At 67.7% G+C, this 20,416-nt stretch carries 15 protein-coding genes and 1 pseudogene; 9 read left to right on the forward strand and 7 right to left on the reverse strand.

Annotated features, from left to right (window positions below; translation table 11 throughout):
* Positions 1-28 precede the first annotated feature (28 nt).
* The gene (locus tag ACYVOK_RS07105) at positions 29-502 is read right to left on the reverse strand and encodes an NUDIX hydrolase (protein ID WP_460661457.1); all 474 of its coding nucleotides are present in this window, start codon (positions 500-502) and stop codon (positions 29-31) included.
* A gap of 233 nt (positions 503-735) precedes the next feature.
* On the opposite strand from ACYVOK_RS07105, the gene ACYVOK_RS07110 reads away from it, so the two are divergent.
* From ACYVOK_RS07110 to ACYVOK_RS07120, 3 genes are read left to right on the forward strand one after another with little or no spacing between them, the layout of a single operon-like run.
* Positions 736-2,493 (forward strand): extracellular solute-binding protein, encoded by a 1,758-nt coding sequence (locus ACYVOK_RS07110; protein WP_460661458.1) that lies wholly within the window; start codon positions 736-738, stop codon positions 2,491-2,493.
* Positions 2,490-3,428, forward strand: a complete 939-nt coding sequence (locus ACYVOK_RS07115; RefSeq protein WP_460661459.1) for a carbohydrate ABC transporter permease — start codon at positions 2,490-2,492, stop codon at positions 3,426-3,428. Before ACYVOK_RS07110 ends, ACYVOK_RS07115 begins: the two co-directional genes overlap by 4 nt.
* Positions 3,429-3,432: 4 nt before the next feature.
* Positions 3,433-4,455: an ABC transporter permease gene (locus ACYVOK_RS07120; RefSeq protein ID WP_460661460.1), complete on the forward strand. Its 1,023-nt coding sequence runs from the start codon at positions 3,433-3,435 to the stop codon at positions 4,453-4,455.
* A gap of 19 nt (positions 4,456-4,474) precedes the next feature.
* Here the strand turns inward: ACYVOK_RS07120 and ACYVOK_RS07125 are convergent, their stop codons facing one another.
* On the reverse strand, positions 4,475-5,740 hold the full coding sequence (locus ACYVOK_RS07125) for a lipopolysaccharide biosynthesis protein (protein ID WP_460661461.1): 1,266 nt from the start codon (positions 5,738-5,740) through the stop codon (positions 4,475-4,477).
* A 43-nt stretch (positions 5,741-5,783) separates the two neighbouring features.
* On the opposite strand from ACYVOK_RS07125, the gene ACYVOK_RS07130 reads away from it, so the two are divergent.
* Both ACYVOK_RS07130 and ACYVOK_RS07135 read left to right on the forward strand, forming a co-directional pair.
* The gene (locus tag ACYVOK_RS07130; protein ID WP_460661462.1) at positions 5,784-7,454 is read left to right on the forward strand and encodes a hypothetical protein; all 1,671 of its coding nucleotides are present in this window, start codon (positions 5,784-5,786) and stop codon (positions 7,452-7,454) included.
* A 46-nt stretch (positions 7,455-7,500) separates the two neighbouring features.
* A pseudogene (locus ACYVOK_RS07135) lies at positions 7,501-7,599 on the forward strand (DUF2613 family protein); the annotation flags it as partial.
* On the opposite strand, the gene ACYVOK_RS07140 reads toward ACYVOK_RS07135, so the two are convergent.
* Entirely contained in the window at positions 7,553-8,737 is a 1,185-nt protein-coding gene (locus tag ACYVOK_RS07140; RefSeq protein ID WP_460661463.1) for a glycosyltransferase family 4 protein, read from the reverse strand. The pseudogene ACYVOK_RS07135 and the gene ACYVOK_RS07140 overlap by 47 nt on opposite strands.
* A 116-nt stretch (positions 8,738-8,853) precedes the next feature.
* Here ACYVOK_RS07140 and ACYVOK_RS07145 point away from each other — a divergent pair, with 116 nt between their 5' ends.
* Together ACYVOK_RS07145 and ACYVOK_RS07150 are read left to right on the forward strand one after the other, a co-directional pair.
* Entirely contained in the window at positions 8,854-9,600 is a 747-nt protein-coding gene (locus ACYVOK_RS07145; protein ID WP_460662179.1) for a class I SAM-dependent methyltransferase, read from the forward strand.
* Between the two features lie 29 nt (positions 9,601-9,629).
* Positions 9,630-13,670: an alpha-(1->3)-arabinofuranosyltransferase gene (locus tag ACYVOK_RS07150; RefSeq protein ID WP_460661464.1), complete on the forward strand. Its 4,041-nt coding sequence runs from the start codon at positions 9,630-9,632 to the stop codon at positions 13,668-13,670.
* On the opposite strand, the gene ACYVOK_RS07155 is transcribed toward ACYVOK_RS07150, so the two are convergent.
* Positions 13,559-14,782 (reverse strand): acyltransferase family protein, encoded by a 1,224-nt coding sequence (locus ACYVOK_RS07155; protein ID WP_460661465.1) that lies wholly within the window; start codon positions 14,780-14,782, stop codon positions 13,559-13,561. The genes ACYVOK_RS07150 and ACYVOK_RS07155 overlap by 112 nt on opposite strands.
* A complete protein-coding gene (locus tag ACYVOK_RS07160; protein ID WP_460661466.1) occupies positions 14,779-16,554 on the reverse strand; it encodes a hypothetical protein in 1,776 nt (591 codons plus the stop codon). The genes ACYVOK_RS07155 and ACYVOK_RS07160 overlap by 4 nt, the downstream gene beginning before the upstream one ends.
* Before the next feature lie 113 nt (positions 16,555-16,667).
* Here ACYVOK_RS07160 and ACYVOK_RS07165 point away from each other — a divergent pair, with 113 nt between their 5' ends.
* Entirely contained in the window at positions 16,668-17,771 is a 1,104-nt protein-coding gene (locus ACYVOK_RS07165; RefSeq protein WP_460661467.1) for a PorA family protein, read from the forward strand.
* Here the strand turns inward: ACYVOK_RS07165 and ACYVOK_RS07170 are convergent.
* On the reverse strand, positions 17,730-18,521 hold the full coding sequence (locus tag ACYVOK_RS07170; protein ID WP_460661468.1) for a class I SAM-dependent methyltransferase: 792 nt from the start codon (positions 18,519-18,521) through the stop codon (positions 17,730-17,732). The two genes, ACYVOK_RS07165 and ACYVOK_RS07170, sit on opposite strands and share 42 nt — an antisense overlap.
* A 71-nt stretch (positions 18,522-18,592) precedes the next feature.
* A complete protein-coding gene (locus tag ACYVOK_RS07175; protein WP_460661469.1) occupies positions 18,593-19,345 on the reverse strand; it encodes a MerR family transcriptional regulator in 753 nt (250 codons plus the stop codon).
* A gap of 96 nt (positions 19,346-19,441) precedes the next feature.
* On the opposite strand from ACYVOK_RS07175, the gene ACYVOK_RS07180 reads away from it, so the two are divergent.
* Positions 19,442-20,332 (forward strand): phosphotransferase family protein, encoded by an 891-nt coding sequence (locus ACYVOK_RS07180; RefSeq protein WP_460661470.1) that lies wholly within the window; start codon positions 19,442-19,444, stop codon positions 20,330-20,332.
* The last annotated feature ends 84 nt before the right edge of the window (positions 20,333-20,416 follow it).

A 20,416-nucleotide genomic window follows, 5' to 3' on the forward strand; every position in this document is an offset into this window, starting at 1 on the left:
CGGGGGCCTGGTCAGTTCGCGCCTTCGGTCAGGGGCGGGTGAAGAGGGGAGTGGGGTCGGGGGAGAGGGCGTTGGTGATGGACTCCTGTTCGCGGGTGGACAGCGGTGGGAGGTCCGAGAGCGGGAACCAGGCGACCTCGAGGGACTCGTCGTCGTTGACGCGGGGTTCGCCGTGTAGCGGGCGGCACCGGAAGCAGAGGTCGAGGAACTGCACCTCGTCGCCGTTCGGATAGGTGGACGGCGGCAGCGCCTCCATGCTGACCAGCCGTTCGACCTCGACCACGACCGCGGTCTCCTCCTCGATCTCGCGGACCAGGGCGACGGCCGGCTGCTCACCGGGCTCGAGGATTCCGGCGACCAGACTCCATCGCCCGTCGTCCGCGCGCCTTACCAGCAATACCTGGTCGGCGTCGTTCAGCACCACCCCGGTGATGCCGGTCAGCCACAGCAGGTCGTGTCCGATCTTCTCGCGCAGGTCGAGGATGAATTTCGGCGTCGCCATGGTGTGAACCCTATAGAAACAGGGAAGTCCTTTAGTTTCCGCAAGAAATTTAGCGCCGGTCCAGCAAGCAGCAAACGCTTCCCTTGCAAGATGCCGACAGTGACGGACTGACCCCGCCAAGTTACCGCCGACCCCTTCCGAAGTCATCGGATCTGTGCCATTCTCCGGCGAAAGATCCGAGATCCTATCGGATATTTCGTCTCGTTCCGTCCTATACCGCCTTGGAGGAACTCATGCCGAACAATGCTGCCCGGCCGACGGGAGTCAGCCGTCGATCACTCATCGCGGGGGCGCTCGGACTGACCGCCGCAACAGCCGGGGGAGGTCTGCTGAGCGGCTGCAGCGGCTCCAGTACCGCGAGCGGCGCAGGCGGGGGAGGCACGGGTCAGGCCGCACCCAGTGTCACGCTCGGCCCGAAGCTGGCCGGGGTGCAGTACCCGGAGGGGTACGTCGGCCCGGTGGCCCGGGAGCTGAAGCCGATCACGAACGAGAAGGTCACCTTCAAGATCGTGGTCCCGCAGAACGTGACGATCGGCGACTGGAAGACCAACGCCTTCACCAAGTGGCTGGAGTCGAAGACCAACATCCACATCGAGTGGAACCAGGTCGGCGGCACCGACGACGACATCATGACCAAGGTGAACGCGATGATCGCCGCCGGCGACATCCCGGACGCGTTCATGGGCGTCGCGTTCACCCGCTCGCAGCTGTTCCTGTACGGCCAGCAGGGCCTGTTCACCGACGTCGGCCAGTACATCGACGGGTACGCGCTGAACCTGCAGCAGGCGATGAAGGACTACCCGGACGCGCGCAAGCTGGTGCAGGCGCCGGACAAGAAGATCTACTCGTTCCCGAACATCAACGACTGCTACCACTGCCGGGCCAGCAACGGCCGCACGTTTCTCAACACGGACTGGATCGAGCAGGTCGGCCTGGACATCCCGAAGACCACCGACGAGTTCGTCGAGGTGCTGCGGGCGTTCAAGAAGGCCGATCTGGGCGGCAACGGCCGGACCATCCCGTTCGCCGGGTACAAGGACGCGCCGTTCGACACGTTTTTCATGAACTCCTTCCTCTACAACCCGGGCGACCCGTGGTTGTTCGTCGACGACGGCAAGGTCGACGTCACCTTCACCAAGGACGAGTGGCGGGATGGCCTGAAGTTCATCCACGGCATGTACGCCGAGGGACTGATCAACAAGGACGTGTTCACCGCCGACCAGGACCAGATGCTCCGCTACGGCAACGCGCCCGGCAAACCGATCATCGGCGGCGCCCGCTCCTATTACTGGGGCGGCTTCCTCGACATCGACCAGAAGGACCCGAACGCCCGCTGGCGCAAGTACCTCGCGATCCCGCCGCTGAAGGGGCCGAACGGAGTCCAGTACGCCGCCTGGAACTACCTCGGCGTGGGGGTAGAGGTGGCCAAGCTGGTGATCACCAAGAAATGCCAGCGGCCCGAGCTCCTGGTCCAGTGGGCCGATGCGCAGATGGAGCTGGAGGCGATCCTGCGCGGGTACGGCGGCCCGAAGTTCGAGTGGGCCAAGAAGGGTGAGGTCGGGATCAACGGCAAGCAGGCGATCTACGGTTTCTCGGCGACCTGGAACACCGAGAAGAACCTCACCTGGGACCAGGACAACACGATGTACCGGTCGCAGGACTTCCGGCTGGCCGAGCGGGTCAACCCGAAGGACCTGACCTTCGAGCAGCCGCTGTACCAGCAGACGCTGGAGAACTACTTCCCCTACAAGCAGCCGCAGGAGATGCAGTTCCCGCCGGTCACGCTGGACCAGGACCAGGCGGCGCAGGAGGCGGAGCTGAAGACGAACTTGAAGAGCGAGGTGAACCTGTCGTTCTCGAAGTTCGTCACCGGGCAGCTGGACCCGAACGACGACGCGGCCTGGAACGACTACAAGGAACGGGTCGAGAAGATCGGCGTGAAGCCGTATCTGGAACTGCAGCAGGCCGCCTACGAGACGTACAACGGATGAGCGCCGCGGGTACGCTCCCGCCGGACGAGAAACGACTGGCGGCCGGAGCGCCGATCCAGGACACCCGAGGCGACAAGATCGCGCTGGCCTGTATCTCCACCGCCCTCGGCCTGTTCTGCCTCGCCGTCCTCTATCCACTGATCTACGTCGTCAGCGCCTCCGTCAGTGACACCTCGAAGGTGTCGTCCGGCGAGGTGTGGTTGTGGCCGATCGGCTTCACCCTGGACGCGTACAGGGCGATCTTCGACTACGACGCGATCGTCAGCAGCTTCGGCAACTCCGTGTACTACGCGGTGGTCGGTGCCGTCGTCGCCACGGTCCTGACGCTGCTGGCGGCGTACCCGCTGTCCCGGAAGGGGTTGCCGGGCAAGGGGCTCATCATGGCCGCGTTCGTGTTCACGATGATGTTCAGCGGCGGCCTGATCCCGACGTACCTGGTGGTGGATCAGCTGGGGTTGCTGAACACCCGGTGGGCGATGATCCTGCCGACCGCGCTGGCGGTCTGGAACGTGATCATCACCCGGACGTACTTCATGGTCACGATCCCGGAGGAGCTGGTCGAGGCCGGCAAGGTCGACGGCTGCAGCGACTTCGGCTTCTTCTGGCGGATCGTGCTGCCGCTGAGCAAACCGATCATCGCGGTGAACCTGCTGTTCTACGCGGTCGCGCAGTGGAACTCGTTCTTCAACGCGTTGATCTACCTGACCAACGAGCACCTGTTCCCGTTGCAGGTGGTGCTGCGGCAGATCCTGATCCAGAGCAAGGTCGACCCGTCCCAGATGCCCGACACGAGCAAGCTGGCCCAGCTGAAGGAGCTGCAGCAGCAGCTGAAGTACTCGCTGATCGTGATCGGCATGATTCCGCCGTTGCTGGTCTACCCCTTCGTGCAGAAGCACTTCGTCAAGGGGGCCATGATCGGCTCGCTGAAGGGGTGACGAGATGACTGCATCGACGGAAACCCGCGCCGGCGCCCGCCCGGCCGCCAAGCCACCGACCAGGCGCCAGGTGGTTCGCGGCCGCGGTCGCGGCCGGATCAAACCGCCCAAACCCTCGGTCCGGCTGGGCATCCGGATGCGCCGGAACTGGCAGCTGTACGCGATGCTGGCGCTGCCGCTGATCTGGCTGGCGATCTTCGCCTACTGGCCGATGTACGGCGTGATCATCGCGTTCAAGGACTACAACGTGGTGTCCGGGATCTGGGGCAGCCCGTGGGCCGGGTTCAAGTACTTCGACCGGTTCATCGAGTCGTACCAGTTCTGGAAGCTGATCCGGAACACGGTCTACCTGCACGTGTACGAGCTGGTCGCGACGTTCCCGCTGCCGATCATCCTGGCGCTCTGCCTGAACACGGTCCGGAGGAAGTGGTTCAGCCGGTCGGCCCAGCTGATCACGTACGCCCCGCACTTCATCTCCACGGTGGTGGTGGTCGGCCTGGTCGTCGTGCTCACGAACCCGAACACCGGGGTGGCGAACAAGCTGATCGGCCTGTTCGGCTTCGGGCCGGTCGACATGATGGGCGACCCGGGGATGTTCCGGCACATCTACGTGTGGTCGGGGGCCTGGCAGACGATGGGCTTCGCGGCGATCATCTACCTGGCCGCGCTGACCAGCGTGCCGCCGGAGTTGCACGAGGCGGCGATCGTGGACGGTGCGTCGCGGTTGCGGCGGATGTGGCACATCGACCTGCCGGCGATCGTGCCGGTGGCGGTGATCCTGCTGATCCTGAACATCGGCTCGATCCTGTCGGTCGGGTTCGAGAAGGTCCTGCTGATGCAGAACAACCTGAATCTCGACACCGCCGAAGTGATCGACACCTACGTGTACAAGATCGGTCTGGCCTCGGCGGTGCCGCAGTTCAGCTACGCGACCGCGATCGGCCTGTTCAGATCGGTGATCGGTTTGGTCCTCCTGGTCCTGGCCAACAGCTTCGCCCGCCGATTCGCCAAGTCCAGCCTCTGGTGAGCGGCCCGTCGTCGGCGAGTCAGCTGTCGTCGGCGGCCTGGCGGTGCAGACCTGCCGCCAGGCCGGCCGACAGGAGGAGGGCGCAGACGCTGGTCATGGCGACCAGGGCCTGCACGCCGGACATGCCGGTGGCGATGTCGGCGCCGAGCACGATGCCGGCGCCGATCGCGAGCGCGACGAGCCCGATCCAGATCAGCAGCGCCGCGCGCCTCTCCTGCTGCGCGATCGCGGCATAGACGACGAGTTGCAGTACGGCGTACGCCGAGCCGGCGATCGCGAACAGCCAGGTGTACGGACCGAGTGGCGCGTAATCGTCCTTGCCGCCGATCACCGTCAGGACCAGGTCCGGCAGGATCAGGGCGCCGAGGACCGTGCACACGCCGAGTCCCGCAACGGCCTGGATCGCCCGTCGCAGCCGAAGGGTGTCGCCGGGAGAGCTGGCCAGGGACGGGAACACGATCACGATCACGAACTGCGGCAGGAACAGGCACGCCTTCGCGACGATGACACCGGCCGCGTAGTACCCGCTGTGCCGGCCGTCAAGCAGGGCGCGGGCGAACAGCACGTCCGCGTTCGCGATCGCGAAGAACGCGAGCAGCGTATGCGTGCCGTGCACCGTTTCCCGCAGTACGTCCTTGACCTGTTGCGACGTACCTCCGGTGGATCCACGCAGCAGAAGACCACCGAGCAGAGCGGGTACGGCGGCACCGAGTGCGAGGCCGAGCATGGCGGCGTCGATGGACGGGTGGATGAGGAGAGCACCGCCACCCAACACGACCCTTCCGACACCCACTGAGGTGTAGATGGCTGCCAGCTCGGTCCAGCGCTGGCTGCCTTGCAGGACGCCGAGTTGCGAGCCCATCAGCGTCAGACCGCCCAGGGTGGGAGCCAGGAGCAGGATCGCCGGCAGGGAGTCGATGTGCAGCAGCCAGACGAAGAGTGGAGTGGCCAGGAGGCAGACAAGCGTGAGTCCGAGCGCGGCACGACGGCCTGCTTTGAGCATCGCGTCGGCGAGGGCCGCAGCGCCGTCTCCGGTGTGGGTGGCGAGTTGCCGGGCGCCTGTCGCCTGCAGGCCGAGTGATGCGACGTTGCCGATCAGGAGCAGGCCCAGCAAGGCTGTGATGGCGCCGAATTGCTCCGGCACGAGCCGGTGGACTGCAATGAGGGTGAAACCGTAGGCGGCCACGTTCATGATGGCCATGCCGACGGCGACAACGGTCGCACTGCGGAGGAAGGCCAGCCGCGGTGCCTTGGGCTCTTGCTCAGGTGTGGTTTCTGCGCTCATGCTCTACTGCCTCGTGGCGGAGCAGCAGGAGGGGGAGGTGGTCATGTCAGAACGTGCCGCGCGCGTCCTGGCCTGGCTGTGGCCTGTGCTGCTCACCCTGTTGATCATTGCTCCGCTGCTCGCTCCGGGCCATGTGGTCGGCTACGACATGGTGTTCGTGCCGGACCTCACGCTACGGCTTGACCTGTTCGGTGTCACAACTGCCATGCCCCGCGCCGTCCCGTCGGACGTGATCGTCGCGGTCCTGGATGACGTCGTCGGCGGCCAGGTGCTGAACAAGGTCGTTCTTGTGGCCATCCCGTTACTGTCCGGACTCGGCATGACTGCGCTGTGGCGGGAGTTGCGGCTCGGCACCGCACTGCCCGGTGCCGCGGCCGCGACCCTCTACCTGTGGAATCCGTTCGTCGCCGAGCGCCTCCGGCTGGGCGCGTGGGCGCTGCTGCTCGGGTACGCCGCTCTGCCGTGGCTGGTGCGGTCCGCACTGAGACTGCGTCAAGGCAGGGGCTGGCCCGGATTTCTGCTGGCGTCCGCCGGCTGTGCGTTGACCGCCTCGGGTGGGGTCGTCGGACTGCTTGTGGCCGGTCTGATCCTGCTGTGGCCCGGAAGACGACGTGTATGGCCGCTCGGTGCTGCCGCTCTGCTGAACGCGCCGTGGTTCGTGGCAGGCCTTGTGCACGGCGGGAACGCGACCGTCGACCCCGCTTCCGTGACAGCCTTCGCCGCTCGAGACGAGGGCTATGGGGGAGTGCTGCCCACTTTGCTCACGTTGGGCGGTGTCTGGAACGCGGCCGTTGTCCCTGGCAACAGAGGCGACCTGCTGCCGGTGATCTTCGCGTTCCTGATGCTGCTGTTGTCGGTCGCCGGTGTCGTGCTCTGGTGGCGGCAGGACCGAGTGGCCGGCGGACTGGTCGTTGCGGCGATCGTCGCCGTACTCATAGGCCTGGCCGGTGTTGTAGCACCGGGGGCATTCGCAGATGTCATGGCGAACGTGCCGGGTGCTGGTCTGTTCCGAGATGGCCAGCGCTACCTGTCTCCCTTGGTGCTGCTCGAGTCTGTTGGCTTCGGTGTAGCGGTCCACGCGTTGCTGCAGCACGTGCCTCTCCATCGAGTCGTCGGCGTGACCGCCGTACTGCTGCCGATCGCGGCACTGCCCGCACTCGCCGGTGGCGCCGGGCTCAAGGTGTCGCACTATCCGGAGGACTGGGAGCGTGCGCAGCAGGTGCTCGCAGGGCCGTTCATCCCGTGGCCGTTCGAGTCCTACCGGGCGCCGGTCTGGAACGGTCGCCGGCCGGTGCTGGATCCCATGCCGCGGTACTTCGACCAGCCGGCTGTCGTACCCGACGAGCTGATCGTGGGCGGCCATCGCCTGGCCGGAGAAGACCCGCGCGCCGCCGCGGTGGCAACGGCGGTCCGTACGGCGCTCCGCACCGGAGCCGACCCGACACCGGCCTTGCGACAGCAAGGCGTCGGCTGGCTCGTCGTCGACCGCGAGGCCGGTGGGCCGCCACCGGGAGACTCGATCGCCGGACTGACCGAGGCGTACGCCGGCCCGACGGTGAGTGTGTACCGGCTTGCCGGAACGCCCGCAGAGCAACGGAGTCAGCCCTGGCGAACGGCCGCCGTACTGGCCGCTTGGGCCGTCGCCGGAGCAACGCTGCTCGCGGCCCTGGCGGCCCTCACAGCCCGCCGCTCTACGCTCTGGCGGAGTCGGTGAGCGGTTGTTACTCTTCGGTTCACTTATCGAGGAGGGGACACGCTTCATGGGATCACTGATCGGTGCGGCCATCGCCGTCTTGGCCGGCCTTGCGGTGGCTACGACCACAGTTGTCGGGGTCGTGCAGTCGGTGAAGGAAGACCCGGTGCCGCCGGCCGGCCAGACTCAGGGACAGGCAGAGGTTCCGATCGTGGGCTACGGGACGAAGTAGAGAGCAGCCGGTCGAAGGTCAGTGCGGCCGCGCTCCAGGTGAAGTTGCCCGCACTGGCTGCTGCTCCGTCGGACAGCCGCTGCCGTAGTTCCACGTCTTGCAGGAGCTCGATGACGGCAGCGGTGAAGTCGCTGGGGTTGTCGACGAGCACTCCCGACACTCCGTCGTGCACCGACTCTGTCGGACCACCCGCACTCCGGTAGGCCACAGTCGGTACGCCGTGACCCGCGGCCTCACCTACGACGAGTCCCCAGCCCTCCTTGAGGCTGGGCAGTGCCAGCACCCACGCCTCGTCGTACGCCGCGTGCTTGTCGTCCTCACTGACGTGACCGCGGAACTCCACAGCGTCCTGGAGGCCGCGCTCCTCGACGTACGTCCGCAACGAGTCCTCCCACCAGCCCGAGCCGACCACGACCAGTCGCGCGTCCGGCACCACCTTGCGGGCGTCCGCGATCGCGTCGACCGCGTGCTCGAGCTGCTTGTGCGGCACGATCCGCCCGACGCACACCACGGTTGGGGCCGAAGCCCGAGGCCGCTGCCGTGGCGGTGCCGGATCGGTGCCGTTGTGGATCACCTGGATGCTCTTGACGCCGAGGCTCAGCAGTTCGTCGCGTGAGGCCGACGACACGGTCACGTAGTGGCAGTCGTCGTACAGGCGTGGTGCGACGCGTGATTCGAGCCACCAGCCGAGTCGGCCGCGCCAGCCCGGGTACACGACCTGCCACTGCTCCTGGTGCACGTGATGCACGAGTACGACTACCCCGGTACGACGTACGAGGCGGGTAAAGAACGGGAGTCCGTTCTGCACGTCGATCACGTGGTCGGGACGGCTCAGCCAGGTGTGGAGCAGGCCACGGAGGTACACCGTGACCTTGGTGCCGCGGTACAGGTACCGCACGTCGTATCGACGCGCTTCCCGCGGACTGCCCGGGTACGCCGCGCACAGGACGGTCACCCGCCAGCCCAACACGGCAAGACCTCTCGCCACCTCCTCGACGTACCGCTCCGAGCCTCCACCCTCAAGGTTCGTCGTGTCCCGCCAGTTCAGCAACAGCACGCTCTGCGCACGCACCTTGTGAGCCCCACCCTCCGGTAACCTCCCCCGAGGTAATGGGCGGGGACGTTACCAAGGAGTAACGATGTCCGCCAGAGGTCAGAAGATCCGTTAGTGTCCCGCCTGTGCCAGTGATGACGAACCCCACATCGAGACCGGCGTGGACCGCCGATCTCGGTCGTGCGGTTCGGCTGTTCCGGGCGTTCGGGGTCGAGCAGACGGACCCGGATCGCTTCTACGGCACGCTGGCCGCGGACTCGGTCGGTCAGTTGCAGCAGTACGTCGACCTGCGCGGCGCGCTGATGCTGGACGTCGGTGGTGGCCCCGGGTACTTCGCGGACGCATTCCGGGAGGCCGGAGCGTCGTACTTCGCGATCGACTCCGACCTTGGTGAGCTGAGTGGTCGTGGTGAGCCGGCTCGGGGCACAGTGCTCGGCAGCGGCATGGCACTGCCCGTTGCGGACGCGGCTGTGGACATCTGCTTCTCGTCCAACGTGCTGGAGCACGTGCCGGACCCATGGCTGATGGCTGACGAGCTGGTGCGTGTCACCAAGCCGGGCGGCACGGTCTTCCTGTCGTACACCGGCTGGTGGGGACCGCACGGTGGCCACGAGACCGCGCCCTGGCACTACCTCGGCGGACACCGGGCGGCCCGTCGGTACGAGCGTTTGAGAGGGCACCCGCCGAAGAACCGGTTCGGTGAATCGCTCTTCCCGATCACCGTCGCCGACGGCCTGCGATGGGCTCGCTCCTGCACGGAAGCCGATCTCGTGGCCGCCGTACCGAGGTACCACCCGCGGTGGGCGTACGGCGTCCTCGCGCTGCCGGGGGTGCGTGAGGTCGTGACGTGGAACCTCGTCCTGGTGCTGCGGCGGCGATGAGGAGGCTGAAAGCAGGGAGCACTGAGCAGGTGGTCTGGCGAGCGAGGCTCGTGCTGGGCTGCCTGGTCCTGGTCGCCCTGTGCTTCCATCAGGCGCCGGGCAAGATCGTGCCCGACACCAAGCTCGACCTGACGGCCGGTCCGGGCGGCTTCCTGGCCCGCTCACTGCACCTCTGGGACCCACAGGGTGCCTTCGGCCAGCTGCAGAACCAGGCATACGGCTACCTGCTGCCCATGGGACCGTTCCACTGGCTGCTGGACGCCCTGTCGGTTCCCGACTGGGTGACGCAACGGCTGTGGTGGTCGGTCGTCCTCTGCGTCGCCTTCGTCGGCGTCTGGAAGTTGTGCAACGCGCTGGACTACGGAGTGCCGTGGACGCGCTTTGCCGCGGCACTGCTCTACGCACTGAGTCCACGCATGCTCGGCGAGGTGTCGATCACGTCGATCGAAGTGTGGCCGATCGCGATGGCTCCCTGGGTGCTGCTGCCGTTGGTGACACCACGAGCGCGTTCAGGCTGGTGGCGGGTCGGATGGTCGGCCGTGGCGTTCGCACTGGTCGGTGGAGTGAACGCGGTCGCCACGGGTGCGACGCTCGTCCTGCCCGCGCTCTGGCTGATCACCCGACGACTGGACCGGTCGACGCTCAAGGTGGCGGTCGGCTGGCTGGGCTGTGTGGTTGCCGTCTCGGTGTGGTGGCTCGTGCCGCTCCTGCTGCTCGGCCGCTACAGCCCACCGTTCCTGGACTGGATCGAGGACGCCGCCGTCACCACGGGCACGGCCAGCGCGTTCGAGTCGTTCCGCGGTACGTCGCACTGGCTCAACTTCCTCACGGGTTCTGGCGGACCTAGCTGGCCGGCCGGCTGGCTCTACGTCACCCAGCCGATGCTGATCCTGACGACCGCGGTGATCGCGTTGCTGGGGCTCGTCGGCTTGGCGATGGGCTCACTCAAGAACCGCGGGTTCCTGCAGCTCTCGCTGGTCGTTGGACTCTTGCTGGTCACACTCGGGCATGCAGGTTCCGCCGGCTCTCCACTGGCACCCCAGCTACAGGACCTGCTCGACGGACCGCTCGCCGCACTCCGCAACACCCACAAGTTCGAGCTCGTCGTACGACTACCGCTCACCCTCGCGGCAGCCCACGCACTGAGCCGGACTGCCGTCTGGGCAACGGCTCGAGGAGTTCGCCGCCGCGTGGTGCCCGTGCTGGTCGGTTGCCTGATCGTCTCGGTGGCCACGCCGGCCATCTTCGGCCAACTGCCCAGACGCGAGGGGTACGACGCCATCCCCGCGCACTGGCATGAAGCAGCGACCTGGCTCGACAGCCAGACCACGAGCGGCAGTGTCCTCGTCGTACCGGCCGCATCGTTCGCCGACTTCACCTGGGGGTCGACGAAGGACGAGCCGTTCCAGGCGTTGCTGAAACGGCCCATGGCCGTGCGGGACGCTGTACCGCTGGGGTCTGCCGGTGCGACGCGGTGGCTGGACGAGGTGGAACGCCGACTCGGCACGGGCGTCGGCGATCAGACCCTCCGGCAAGCACTCGCACGTGCGGGAGTCAGGTACGTCGTGGTGCGCAACGACCTCCGGTACGACGCACAGGTCACGCCTACGCTCGCAGTCCACGAGAGCCTGGCCGAGTCCGGTATCGAACGGGTCGCGTACTTCGGCCCCGCCACCGGCAGCACGATCGAGCAGCCTGGCGTGACAGTCGACGGACGCACCCGGCTGCCGTACCCGGCCGTGGAGATCTACGACGTCGGCGAGACGAGTCCCGCCCGGCTGATCCCGCGTTCTCAACTTGTGGAGGTCCGTGGAGCGGCTGAGGACGTGCCGGCGGCTCTGACTGCCCTCGGCGGCGACCGAGGCGCTGTGACCACGGCTGACGCAGCCGGGAAGCTCGCCGGATTACCACTGATCCAGACCGACGGCATGCAGCGTCGCGAGGTAGCTGTGGGCCGCCCGGCCGAGAACTACTCACCCGTCCTCTCCGCAACCGAGCCGACGAGCCAGGGTCGCCGCACCCTCGGGTACGACGTGAGCCCGACAGCGCCGAGTACGACGCGGACATGGGGAGGCGGCGTTGTCGACGTACGGGCGTCGTCGTCGGCGGCCGACGCGAACGCCACACTGCGGACCGGGCCCGGCAACGGCCCGTTCGCCGCTGTCGACGGGGATCCGTCGAGTCGGTGGATCTCCGGCAACTTCGGGCGCAGCAGCGGTGAGTGGCTGGAGGTGACGTTCGCCTCGCCGCGAACCGTCGACGGGTTGAAGGTCCAGTTCTCGCTGGCGCCGCCGACCACCGAGCCGGTCCGGACCCTGCAGGTGGAGACCGACGCGGGTTCGCTGACCTCGGTGGTGACCGGATCGACCGAGCCGCAGAGCGTACCGACTCCGCCCGGCAAGACGCAGCGACTCCGGCTCAGAGTCGGCATCACCGACGGCAAGAACCCGAGCGGCGTGTCCATCGCCGAGGTGAGCCTGCCGGGGATGCTCGCGGTCAGCCGCCTCACTGTGCCGCCGGAGGATCGTCAGCCGAGCGCCCTCGTGTTCAGGAATCAGCAGATCGGCCGGTCCGCCTGCCTGCATGTCGCCGCTCGGCCGCTGTGCCGGCAGGACGTCGCCAAGGACTCGGAGGAGCCGACAGGGCTGCACCGCAGCGTGGAGTTGCCGCAGACCGCGTCGTACCAGCTGAAGGGCACCGCCCTGCCCAAGGACGGTCCCACGCTGGAAGCCTTGCTGACCGTCCCCGGTGCAATCACCGCCACCGCCTCGTCCCGGGCCGTCACGGCGCCGGAGGGCCGGCCGGGTGCCGCGGTGGATCGCGATCTGGGCACGGGCTGGGTCGCGGACCCCTCCGACGGCCGCCCGACGCTGACCCTGAAGTTGCCGGTGGCAAGGAGAGTGAGCGGGCTGCAGTTCCTCACCGATCCGTACCTGACCGCCTCGCAGCCGACCGAGGTGGTACTCCGGATCGACGGCGGTCCGCCGGCCGTGAGCAAGGTCGACCCGGAGGGCTACGTCCGGTTCGCCGAGCGGACGGTTCAGACGATCGAGTTGGACTTCACCGGCACCAGGCCGCTGGTCGACTTCGACTCCGCGACCGGTCTCGCCAGGAACGCGCCGGTCGGCGTGGCGGAGATCCGAGTGCTCGGTGCCGACGATTTGCGCAAGGCACTCGACCTGGACGGCCAGACCGGCGCGTTCTGCGGCTACGGGCCAGGTGTGCGCCTGGACGGCGTACCTGCGGACACGCAGGTCAAGGCGACCGTGCGGGACCTGCTGCAGCGGCGTCCGGTGACGTTCACGACCTGCGGGAAGGACAGGACCGTCGCACTGCAGGCCGGTCGGCACAATATCGACGTCCTGGCCGCGGGCGGCTTCGTACCGGTCGAGGCCACCTGGACCAAGGCGGGCTTCGGCAACGTGTCCAAGACGCCGGTGCAGGTGCTGGAAGTGTGGCGATCGAAACCAACCGAGTTGACTGTCGAGGTCCCAGCGTCCGACGAGCAGTCGGTGCTCGCCGTCGCGCAGAACTACAACGAGGGCTGGGAGGCGTACGACGGTAGTGGTCGCAAGCTAACCCCGATCCGAGTTGGCGGCTGGCAGCAAGGCTGGGTGCTGCCCGAGGGAACCGAGCAGGTCGTCACAGCACGGTTCATGCCCGACCGCACGTATCGGGCCGGGTTGCTGGTCGGACTGCTCGCCTTGCTGACGGTGATCGCCATGGCCGTGTTCTTCCGGCGCCGCTCGAGGCACTCGAGGCATCGGCTGCGCGAAGGCCGGTACGTGGGCCCGTGGGTGGCTGCAGCGGTCGGACTCGCCGCAGGCGCGTTCATGTCCGGCTGGATCGGCTTGGTCTCCGTGGCCGTCGCCGGCGCGTGTGCGTGGTTCCTGTCCGGTCGGCGGCTTGTGGCGGTGGCTGCCGGTGTAGTCGGGCTCGGAGCGCTGATCGCAGCCGTTCAGCCCTGGCCGGACGGGGGAGCGGGGCTGACTTCGGGTGTGGTCCAGGCATCGGTGTTGTTCGGCTGTGCGCTGGTCCTGCTGTCCCGGCCGACCGGTGAGACGTCGTAGTTCTTGTCACGCCGGCCGAGCCGCATGATCGGGCGCTCCATCCCGTAGTAGCTCGCCGCCGCGACAACTGCCGACAGCACGAGTGTCGGGAAGAACAGCAGTGCGAATCGCCCGCTGAACAAGGTGTACCCGCTGATCTGCTCGACGAGGCTCAGCACGATCAGGTGGTACGCGAAGACGCCGTACGAGATGTCACCCGCGACGTGGCCGACCTTGCCGCCGAGGACGCGAGCAGTGCGTGCCGTCGGGGTCAGTGCTGGGAAGAGGACGCACGCCGCGATGCCTGTGTACAGAAGGCTTTTCACGAACGCCTGGCCCGGTGTGGCGGTCGACAGGTCGTAGGGACCGGCCACCGGAGTCGCGGCGATGACCAGTAGCGCGACAGCGACACCCCAGACCGTGCCGGGGATCTTGGTCAGCGTGTCGAGCGCCGACGGTCCCAGCCGCCCGCTGCTACGAGCCACCTGCCACAGCGCGAACCCCATGCCGACTGCGAACCAACCGACGTACCCGGGAAGCCAGAGTCCGGCACGTGCGTGATCTGTGGCGTTGACGCCCGCCATCCACACGGGACCGAGCAGAGTGAACGCACCCAGTACGGCGAGCCGCCAACGCACGCTGCGTCGGGTGGGACGCTCGTACCCGGTCAGCAGCTTCGCCAGCACCGGCAGCAGCAGGTAGAACGCCACCTCGGTCGCCAGACTCCACATCTGGGTCAGCCCGTCGGCTGCCAGACCGTCGAAATAGATCTGGGTGAGTGTCGCGTGCTGCAGGTACGTCGCCCACGTCACGCCGTCCTTGTGCGGGACCAGGAGCGCGGCCAGCAGTACGGCGACCCACAGAGCCGGCAGGATCCGCAGGGCACGGTTGCGCAGGTAGGGCAGGGTCAGCGGCGGCAGCGTGCCCTCGAACCACGCGACCACGTGCGGCCGGTAGAGCAGGAACCCGGAGATCGCGAAGAAGATCGCCACACCGACGTCGAGGCGTGCGAGCAGCCCGGCGAACGGCCCGTCCAGCGAGGCGCCGCTGTGAAACCCGACGTGTGTGGTCAGCACCGCGAGCGCCCCGATCGCACGCAGTCCGTCCAACGCGGGGAATCTGGTCCGTGTCATCTGGGCAGTCCGATCTCGAGGTTCTCCACACACAGGTTCGTCGCGGGATCGGAGGAGCGTAGCCGAACGGCGGTGGCGGTGATGCGCCGCGACGGGCCGAAGTACATGGTGCCGACCCCGGCTGGCCACCGTGCGACCGGAAGCGCGGCAACGGTGCCGTCGGCGTCGACGAGCTCGATCGACACCTCGTTCTCCCGGTTGGAGAAGTACGCCGCCTTGCCGAACCAGTCGGCGGCGGCGAACCGGCTCTGTGTCGGCTTCAGCGGGATGGTCAACGGCTCGGTGCCGTGCAGCAGCAGATTGCAGAACGGGTTGCTCCTCGACGCCGGCTCACCGCGCGACCACACCGCGAACTGCGCGGGCCGGAGTTTCCCGGTCTCGTCGACCAGCAACGGCTCACTACCCGGCTCCTGCAACCGGAACGGGATCCCGGCCGTCCGCAGAACCGGCGAGAGCCTGATGTCCGGCATCAGCGCGTTGACGATCGGCTGCGGCATCGCAGTGTCCCAGAGGTTGACGTTCGGCCCCGCACGTTCGAGCTCCGCGGTCACGGTGGCGAAGTACGCCTTGACCGGGTTCTTCGCCCATGTCCTGGCAAAGCCGGTGTCGGACACCACGACCCCGGCGATGAACGCGGCCAGCGCGAGGACCGGCACCCATCGCGGAAGCCGCAGCGACCTCGCGCTCAGTACGACGGCCAACGTCAACGGGATGGAGAGATCGGACCAATAGTGGTAATGCGCGGTGAAGAGATCGCCGAACAACGCGAACCGTCCGTAGGACACGAGGAGGACGGTGACGACGACGTACGCCGCGACCGATGCCCACAGCAGGAGTGCTCGCCGGTCCCGTTGCGAGGCCGCCAGCAGGAGCACACCGGCCACCAGTGCGCCCACCACGACCTCGGTGACGCCAGGGGCGGCGAAGCTGAACGGCTGCCCCGTCGCCGCCCATGTCCAAGGCCCGCCGGCCAGGGCGGACAAGGGCACGCGGAAGCCACGCGCGAGCAGCTCGAGCAGGTCCCCAGCCGGAAGTCGGCCACGCGACGGGGTGCCATGGGTCAGGTAGAGGGTGCCGAAGGCAACTAGCGCGACGGTGAGGGCTGCGGCGTACGGCCAGGTACGCCGAAGCCAACCGCGGAGCGGCTGGTCGCGCAGATAAAGGGCCACGGCGACCGCCGTGAACAGGATGAAGGCCGACTTCTCCCAGCAGGCCAACGAGATCAACAGTGACAGCGGGCCGTACGCGAGCGCCCGGCGGCGGTGGTCTTCGTACCAGTCGATGGTTGCGTGCAGCAACAGTAATCCGAAGACATGGGCGGAGAGATTGTTCACACCGCTCGACAGCAACATGAACGACGGCATGCTGAGCGGCGTGAGCGCGTAGAACAGCGTGCCCGCGATCACCCACCAGGTCGGGCCGAGGAGGCGCAGAAGCAGTCGACCCATGAGGACGATCGCGACCGCCTGCATGAATGCCCGCCACGCGACGGTGACGTCGTGGTTCAGCGGCGCCACCTCGGCGAAGACCGCGTACACGAACCGCAGGCCGGGCGCGATGTGGTCGTTCACCGGCGTGAGCAGCTCGGCCGGCGCGAACCCCCGGCTGCCCTGGACGAGGAAGTCGAGGTCGTCGCTCAACCACGAGCCGCGCCGTGCCAGCAGCCCGAGCACGGCCGACTGGACGACCGCGATCGCCACCACGACGCCGCGGAGCACCGATGAATCGGGCCCGTGGTCCAACGCCGTGGGCAGCCCGGAGATCCCCCTCATGCGGCGCGACTATATGACAGTTCGGACACCGGGGGAGTTTGTTGTCGCCGCCGTCTGTTCAACCTGGCTACCCGCTGGTAGCGTCCCGCGGACAGACCGGGAGGGGATGGGTAGTGGGGACTCGCAGTCGGGCACTGATGATCGGGCTCGGGGTGTTCTTCGTCGGCGTCGCCGCGCTGGCCAGGTTCTACGCGTATCCGGCGCTGGCGGTGGCGCCGGCCGACCAGATCGCGCACACGGTGTCGGCAGGGAAGGACGCGACGATCTTCAGCATCGCCGAGCTGAAGGAGAAGACCGGCGTCGAACTGGAAGCCCGCCGGACCGTCCGCGGTGACGTCGTCGCGGCCGAGCGGATCAGCAAGGCGCTCAACCGCAAGGTGGTGGTGTTCGACACCGCGGTGGTGACCGACGACTCGAAGAACTACCAGTTCCCCGACAAGGCGACGGAGACCGACGAACTGCCGCTGAGCTTCGTCCAGGAGCGCGTCGTACTGGATGCCCACACCGGCGAGGCGGTGCGCTGGAACCCGTCGGGTGACGACAACAGCGGCGAGTACATCACCACCACGCTGGAGGTGGCGGACCGGCTGAAGCCGGACCCGAACAGCCCACTGTTCAAAGGACACGAGGGTCTGGTGCTGAAGTTCCCGTTCGGCACCGAGAAGAAGACGTACCAGTTCTGGGACACGACGCTGCGCAAGGCGTTCCCGATCCGGTACAAGCAGGAGGCCGAGATCGAGGGTCTCGAGGTCTACGTCTTCGAGCAGGAGGTGCCGAAGCAGGAGGTGCCGTTGGCCAAGCCCCTGCTGGTGCCGGGCAACCTGGTCGACGAGCCGGGCCGCGACTCGGTCGAGGTGCAGCGCACGTACAAGAACACCCGGACCCTGTGGGTCGAGCCGGTCACCGGCGCGATCATCAAGGGCAGGGAACAGCAACTCGCCACCATCGCCTACAACGGCGAGGACAAGCTGACCGCGACTCAGGTGTCGATCGAGTACGACGACGCGACGGTGCGGAAGAACGTCAAGGGGGCCGTCGAGAACGACGTCGCCGAGGGCGGCTACCAGTCGAAGGCGTTCCAGCTCAACCTGATCGGCTTCTGGGTGCCGCTGGTGTCGCTCGTCATCGGGCTGCTGTTGCTGGCGCTCGTCGTTCTCTTCCAGGTGCGGGCGCGGTCAGGGCTTGTGGGCGGACCAGATGGCGGTGCCCGGGACTAGGCGGCCGCGGTCCGGGCCCCAGCCGCCCCAGACGAGGTCGTGTCCGGCCGGCCATTCGGGTTCGAGCAGGTCGTCGACGACGAAGCCGGCGCCGGTGAGGGCGCGGATCCAGTCGCCGGTCGTGCGGTGGTGCTCGGCGTAGATCGGCGTACCGGCGTCGTCGACCTCCACGTACGGCGTCCGGTCGAAGTACGAGTGGGTGATGTGCAGACCGGCCGGACTCGGGTCGTCCGGCATGGTCCAGCGGAACGGGTGGGTGACCGAGAACACCAGCAGCCCACCCGGCTTGAGGGTCCGGGCGATCTCGCGCAGCGCGGCGCCGGCCTCGGCCACGAACGGCAGTGCGCCGAACGCCGAGCAGACGATGTCGAAGGTGTCGTCCCGGTAAGGAAGCGCGGTCGCATCGGCGGCGACAGTGCGTACGACGGTGCCGGTGCGTCGATCCAGTTGGCGGGCGATCCGGAGCTGCTCGACCGAGATGTCGAAGGCAACCACATCGGCGCCCTGGCGCACCAGCCAGCGTGAACACTGGGCTCCGCCGCACCCGACTTCGAGAATGCGTTTGGCGCGGACCGGTCCGAGCAGCTGGGCGGTTTCCTCGTCGACCCCTTCGGGACACCAGATGAACCGGTCGTCGCCGAGGAAGTCGCCGTGCTCGGCGAGGTACTCGTCCGCGGCCGCGTCCCAGTAGGCCCGGCTGGCTCGTGACGTCTGAGCTTCGGACAGCTCGATCCTGCGCGGCTCGACCACCGGGTCAGCCTAGTGCCCTGTCTGCTGCCTGCGCGGGGATCTCGGGGTCTGCAGCCCCCGAGCTCCCGGTCCTAGCCGTCCAGCCGGTTGTCGGCGTAGACGGTCATCGCGTCGCGCAGGTACTCGACCAGCGAGTCGTCCCCGCTGCCGATGTTCTGCCTGAAGCGCTCGTCGTCGACGTACAGCTGGCCCAGGCCCTTGTACGCCTCACGTGTCGGCGTCCAGAACAGGCAGGTGACCTCGTAGTGCAGCTGGATCAGTTCCTGCACGCTCAACTCCGTCACAGCGACCCCTTCCGCCTTGAGTGCGGCCAGGCCCTCGTGCACGCGGGTGTAGCCGGTGCGCGCCTTCTCGGCGTCCGCCTCGCTCCAGCCGCGCATCCGTTCGTAGCTGGCGTCGACGGCCTCGTCGCCCCAGCGCTCACGGGCCTCGGCCTCGTACGGGTTGTGTTCGAACCCTTCGAAGACCTTCTCCGGTGACATCTCTCCTCCTTTCCTCAGGTTCTCGATGGTGGAGTCGACGGTCCGGACCAGCTGTCCGAGGCGTAACTGCTCACGCAGCAGCCACTCCTTGTGCCGTGCGAGCACCTCGATGGTGTCCTGGCTGCTCCGGTGCGCGACGACCTCGGCCACCACGTCCAGACTCAGCCCGAGGTCCCGCAACAGGAGGATCTGCTGCAGCCGCAGCAACTGCTCCTGTTCGTAGTACCGCCGCCCGTTCGGCGCCGTCCGGGCCGGCACCAGCAGACCGATGGAGTGGTAGTGCCGCAGCGTGCGCGACGTGACACCGGACGCCCGGGCCACTTCCGCGATCGACCACGCCATCGTCCTGCTCCTTTCCGTCGACGGGCACGACGGTAGAGGTTGCCGCTACGTCAACTTCAAACTGTTTTGTCGCGAGGATGCGGCAGGATCGTCGGCATGAGTGATCTGTCGGCCAGCGCTGTTCCGTTGACGGGCGGGTACGGCGGTCAGACGTACGCGGTCAGCGCCGGCGGTGAGGACGCCGTACTGAAGCTGTACGTGCGAGACCCGGGTCGAGCGGCGGTGGATGCGGCGCTGCTGCGGCTGGTGCGAGGGCTGCTGCCGGTGCCGCGAGTCCTGGACGTGAAGCGGGAAGGCTCGGTCGAGGACCCGCCGTACTTGCTGACCGAGCGGCTGCCGGGCGTCAATCTGGAGATCTATCTCGCCACGGCGGGGGACGAGGAACGCCGGCGCGTCGGCGAGCAGTTGGGCGAACTGCTGGTGCGGCTGAGCGGCATGCCGTTCCTGACCTCCGGCTTGTTCCGCGACGGCGAACTGGGGATCGAACCGTTCGGGTCAGGGGACCTCGAGCAGTACGCCGCGAGCCTGGACCTCGGCCTGGACGCACAGGGGTCGGAGACCTTCGCCGGTGTGCTCGCGGAGGCCGAGGACCTGCTGGCCGAGGGGGTCGACCGGGTCTGCCTGGCGCACAGCGACTTCAACCCGAAGAACCTCTTGGTCGATCCGGCGACCGCGCGGATCACCGGGCTGATCGACTGGGAGTTCGCGCACGCCGGATCGCCGTACACGGATCTGGGAAACCTTTTCCGGTTCTGCGACGATCCGGTGCTCGCCGGTGCTGTGCTGAGCGTGGTCCGGGGGAGTGGGCTGGAGCTGGGCGAGCCGCTCGTGGACCTCGGACGGGCGGGCGACCTGTGGGCGTTGCTGGAGCTCGCCGCACGCGCGGACGCGAACGAGGTCACGCGGGCCGCGCACGCCCTGGTCTCTCGGATGGCGGACACGGGCACCCTCGCCGCGGGCAGGCCCGCGCTGGACGTCGTACATTGAGATCAGGTGTTGTTGTCGGGCACGTCGGGAGACCTCGGCGGGCGGCCGGTCGCTACCGGGTGCCCCAGGTTGTGCTGCCTTCGT

The organism is Kribbella swartbergensis (assembly GCF_054784135.1).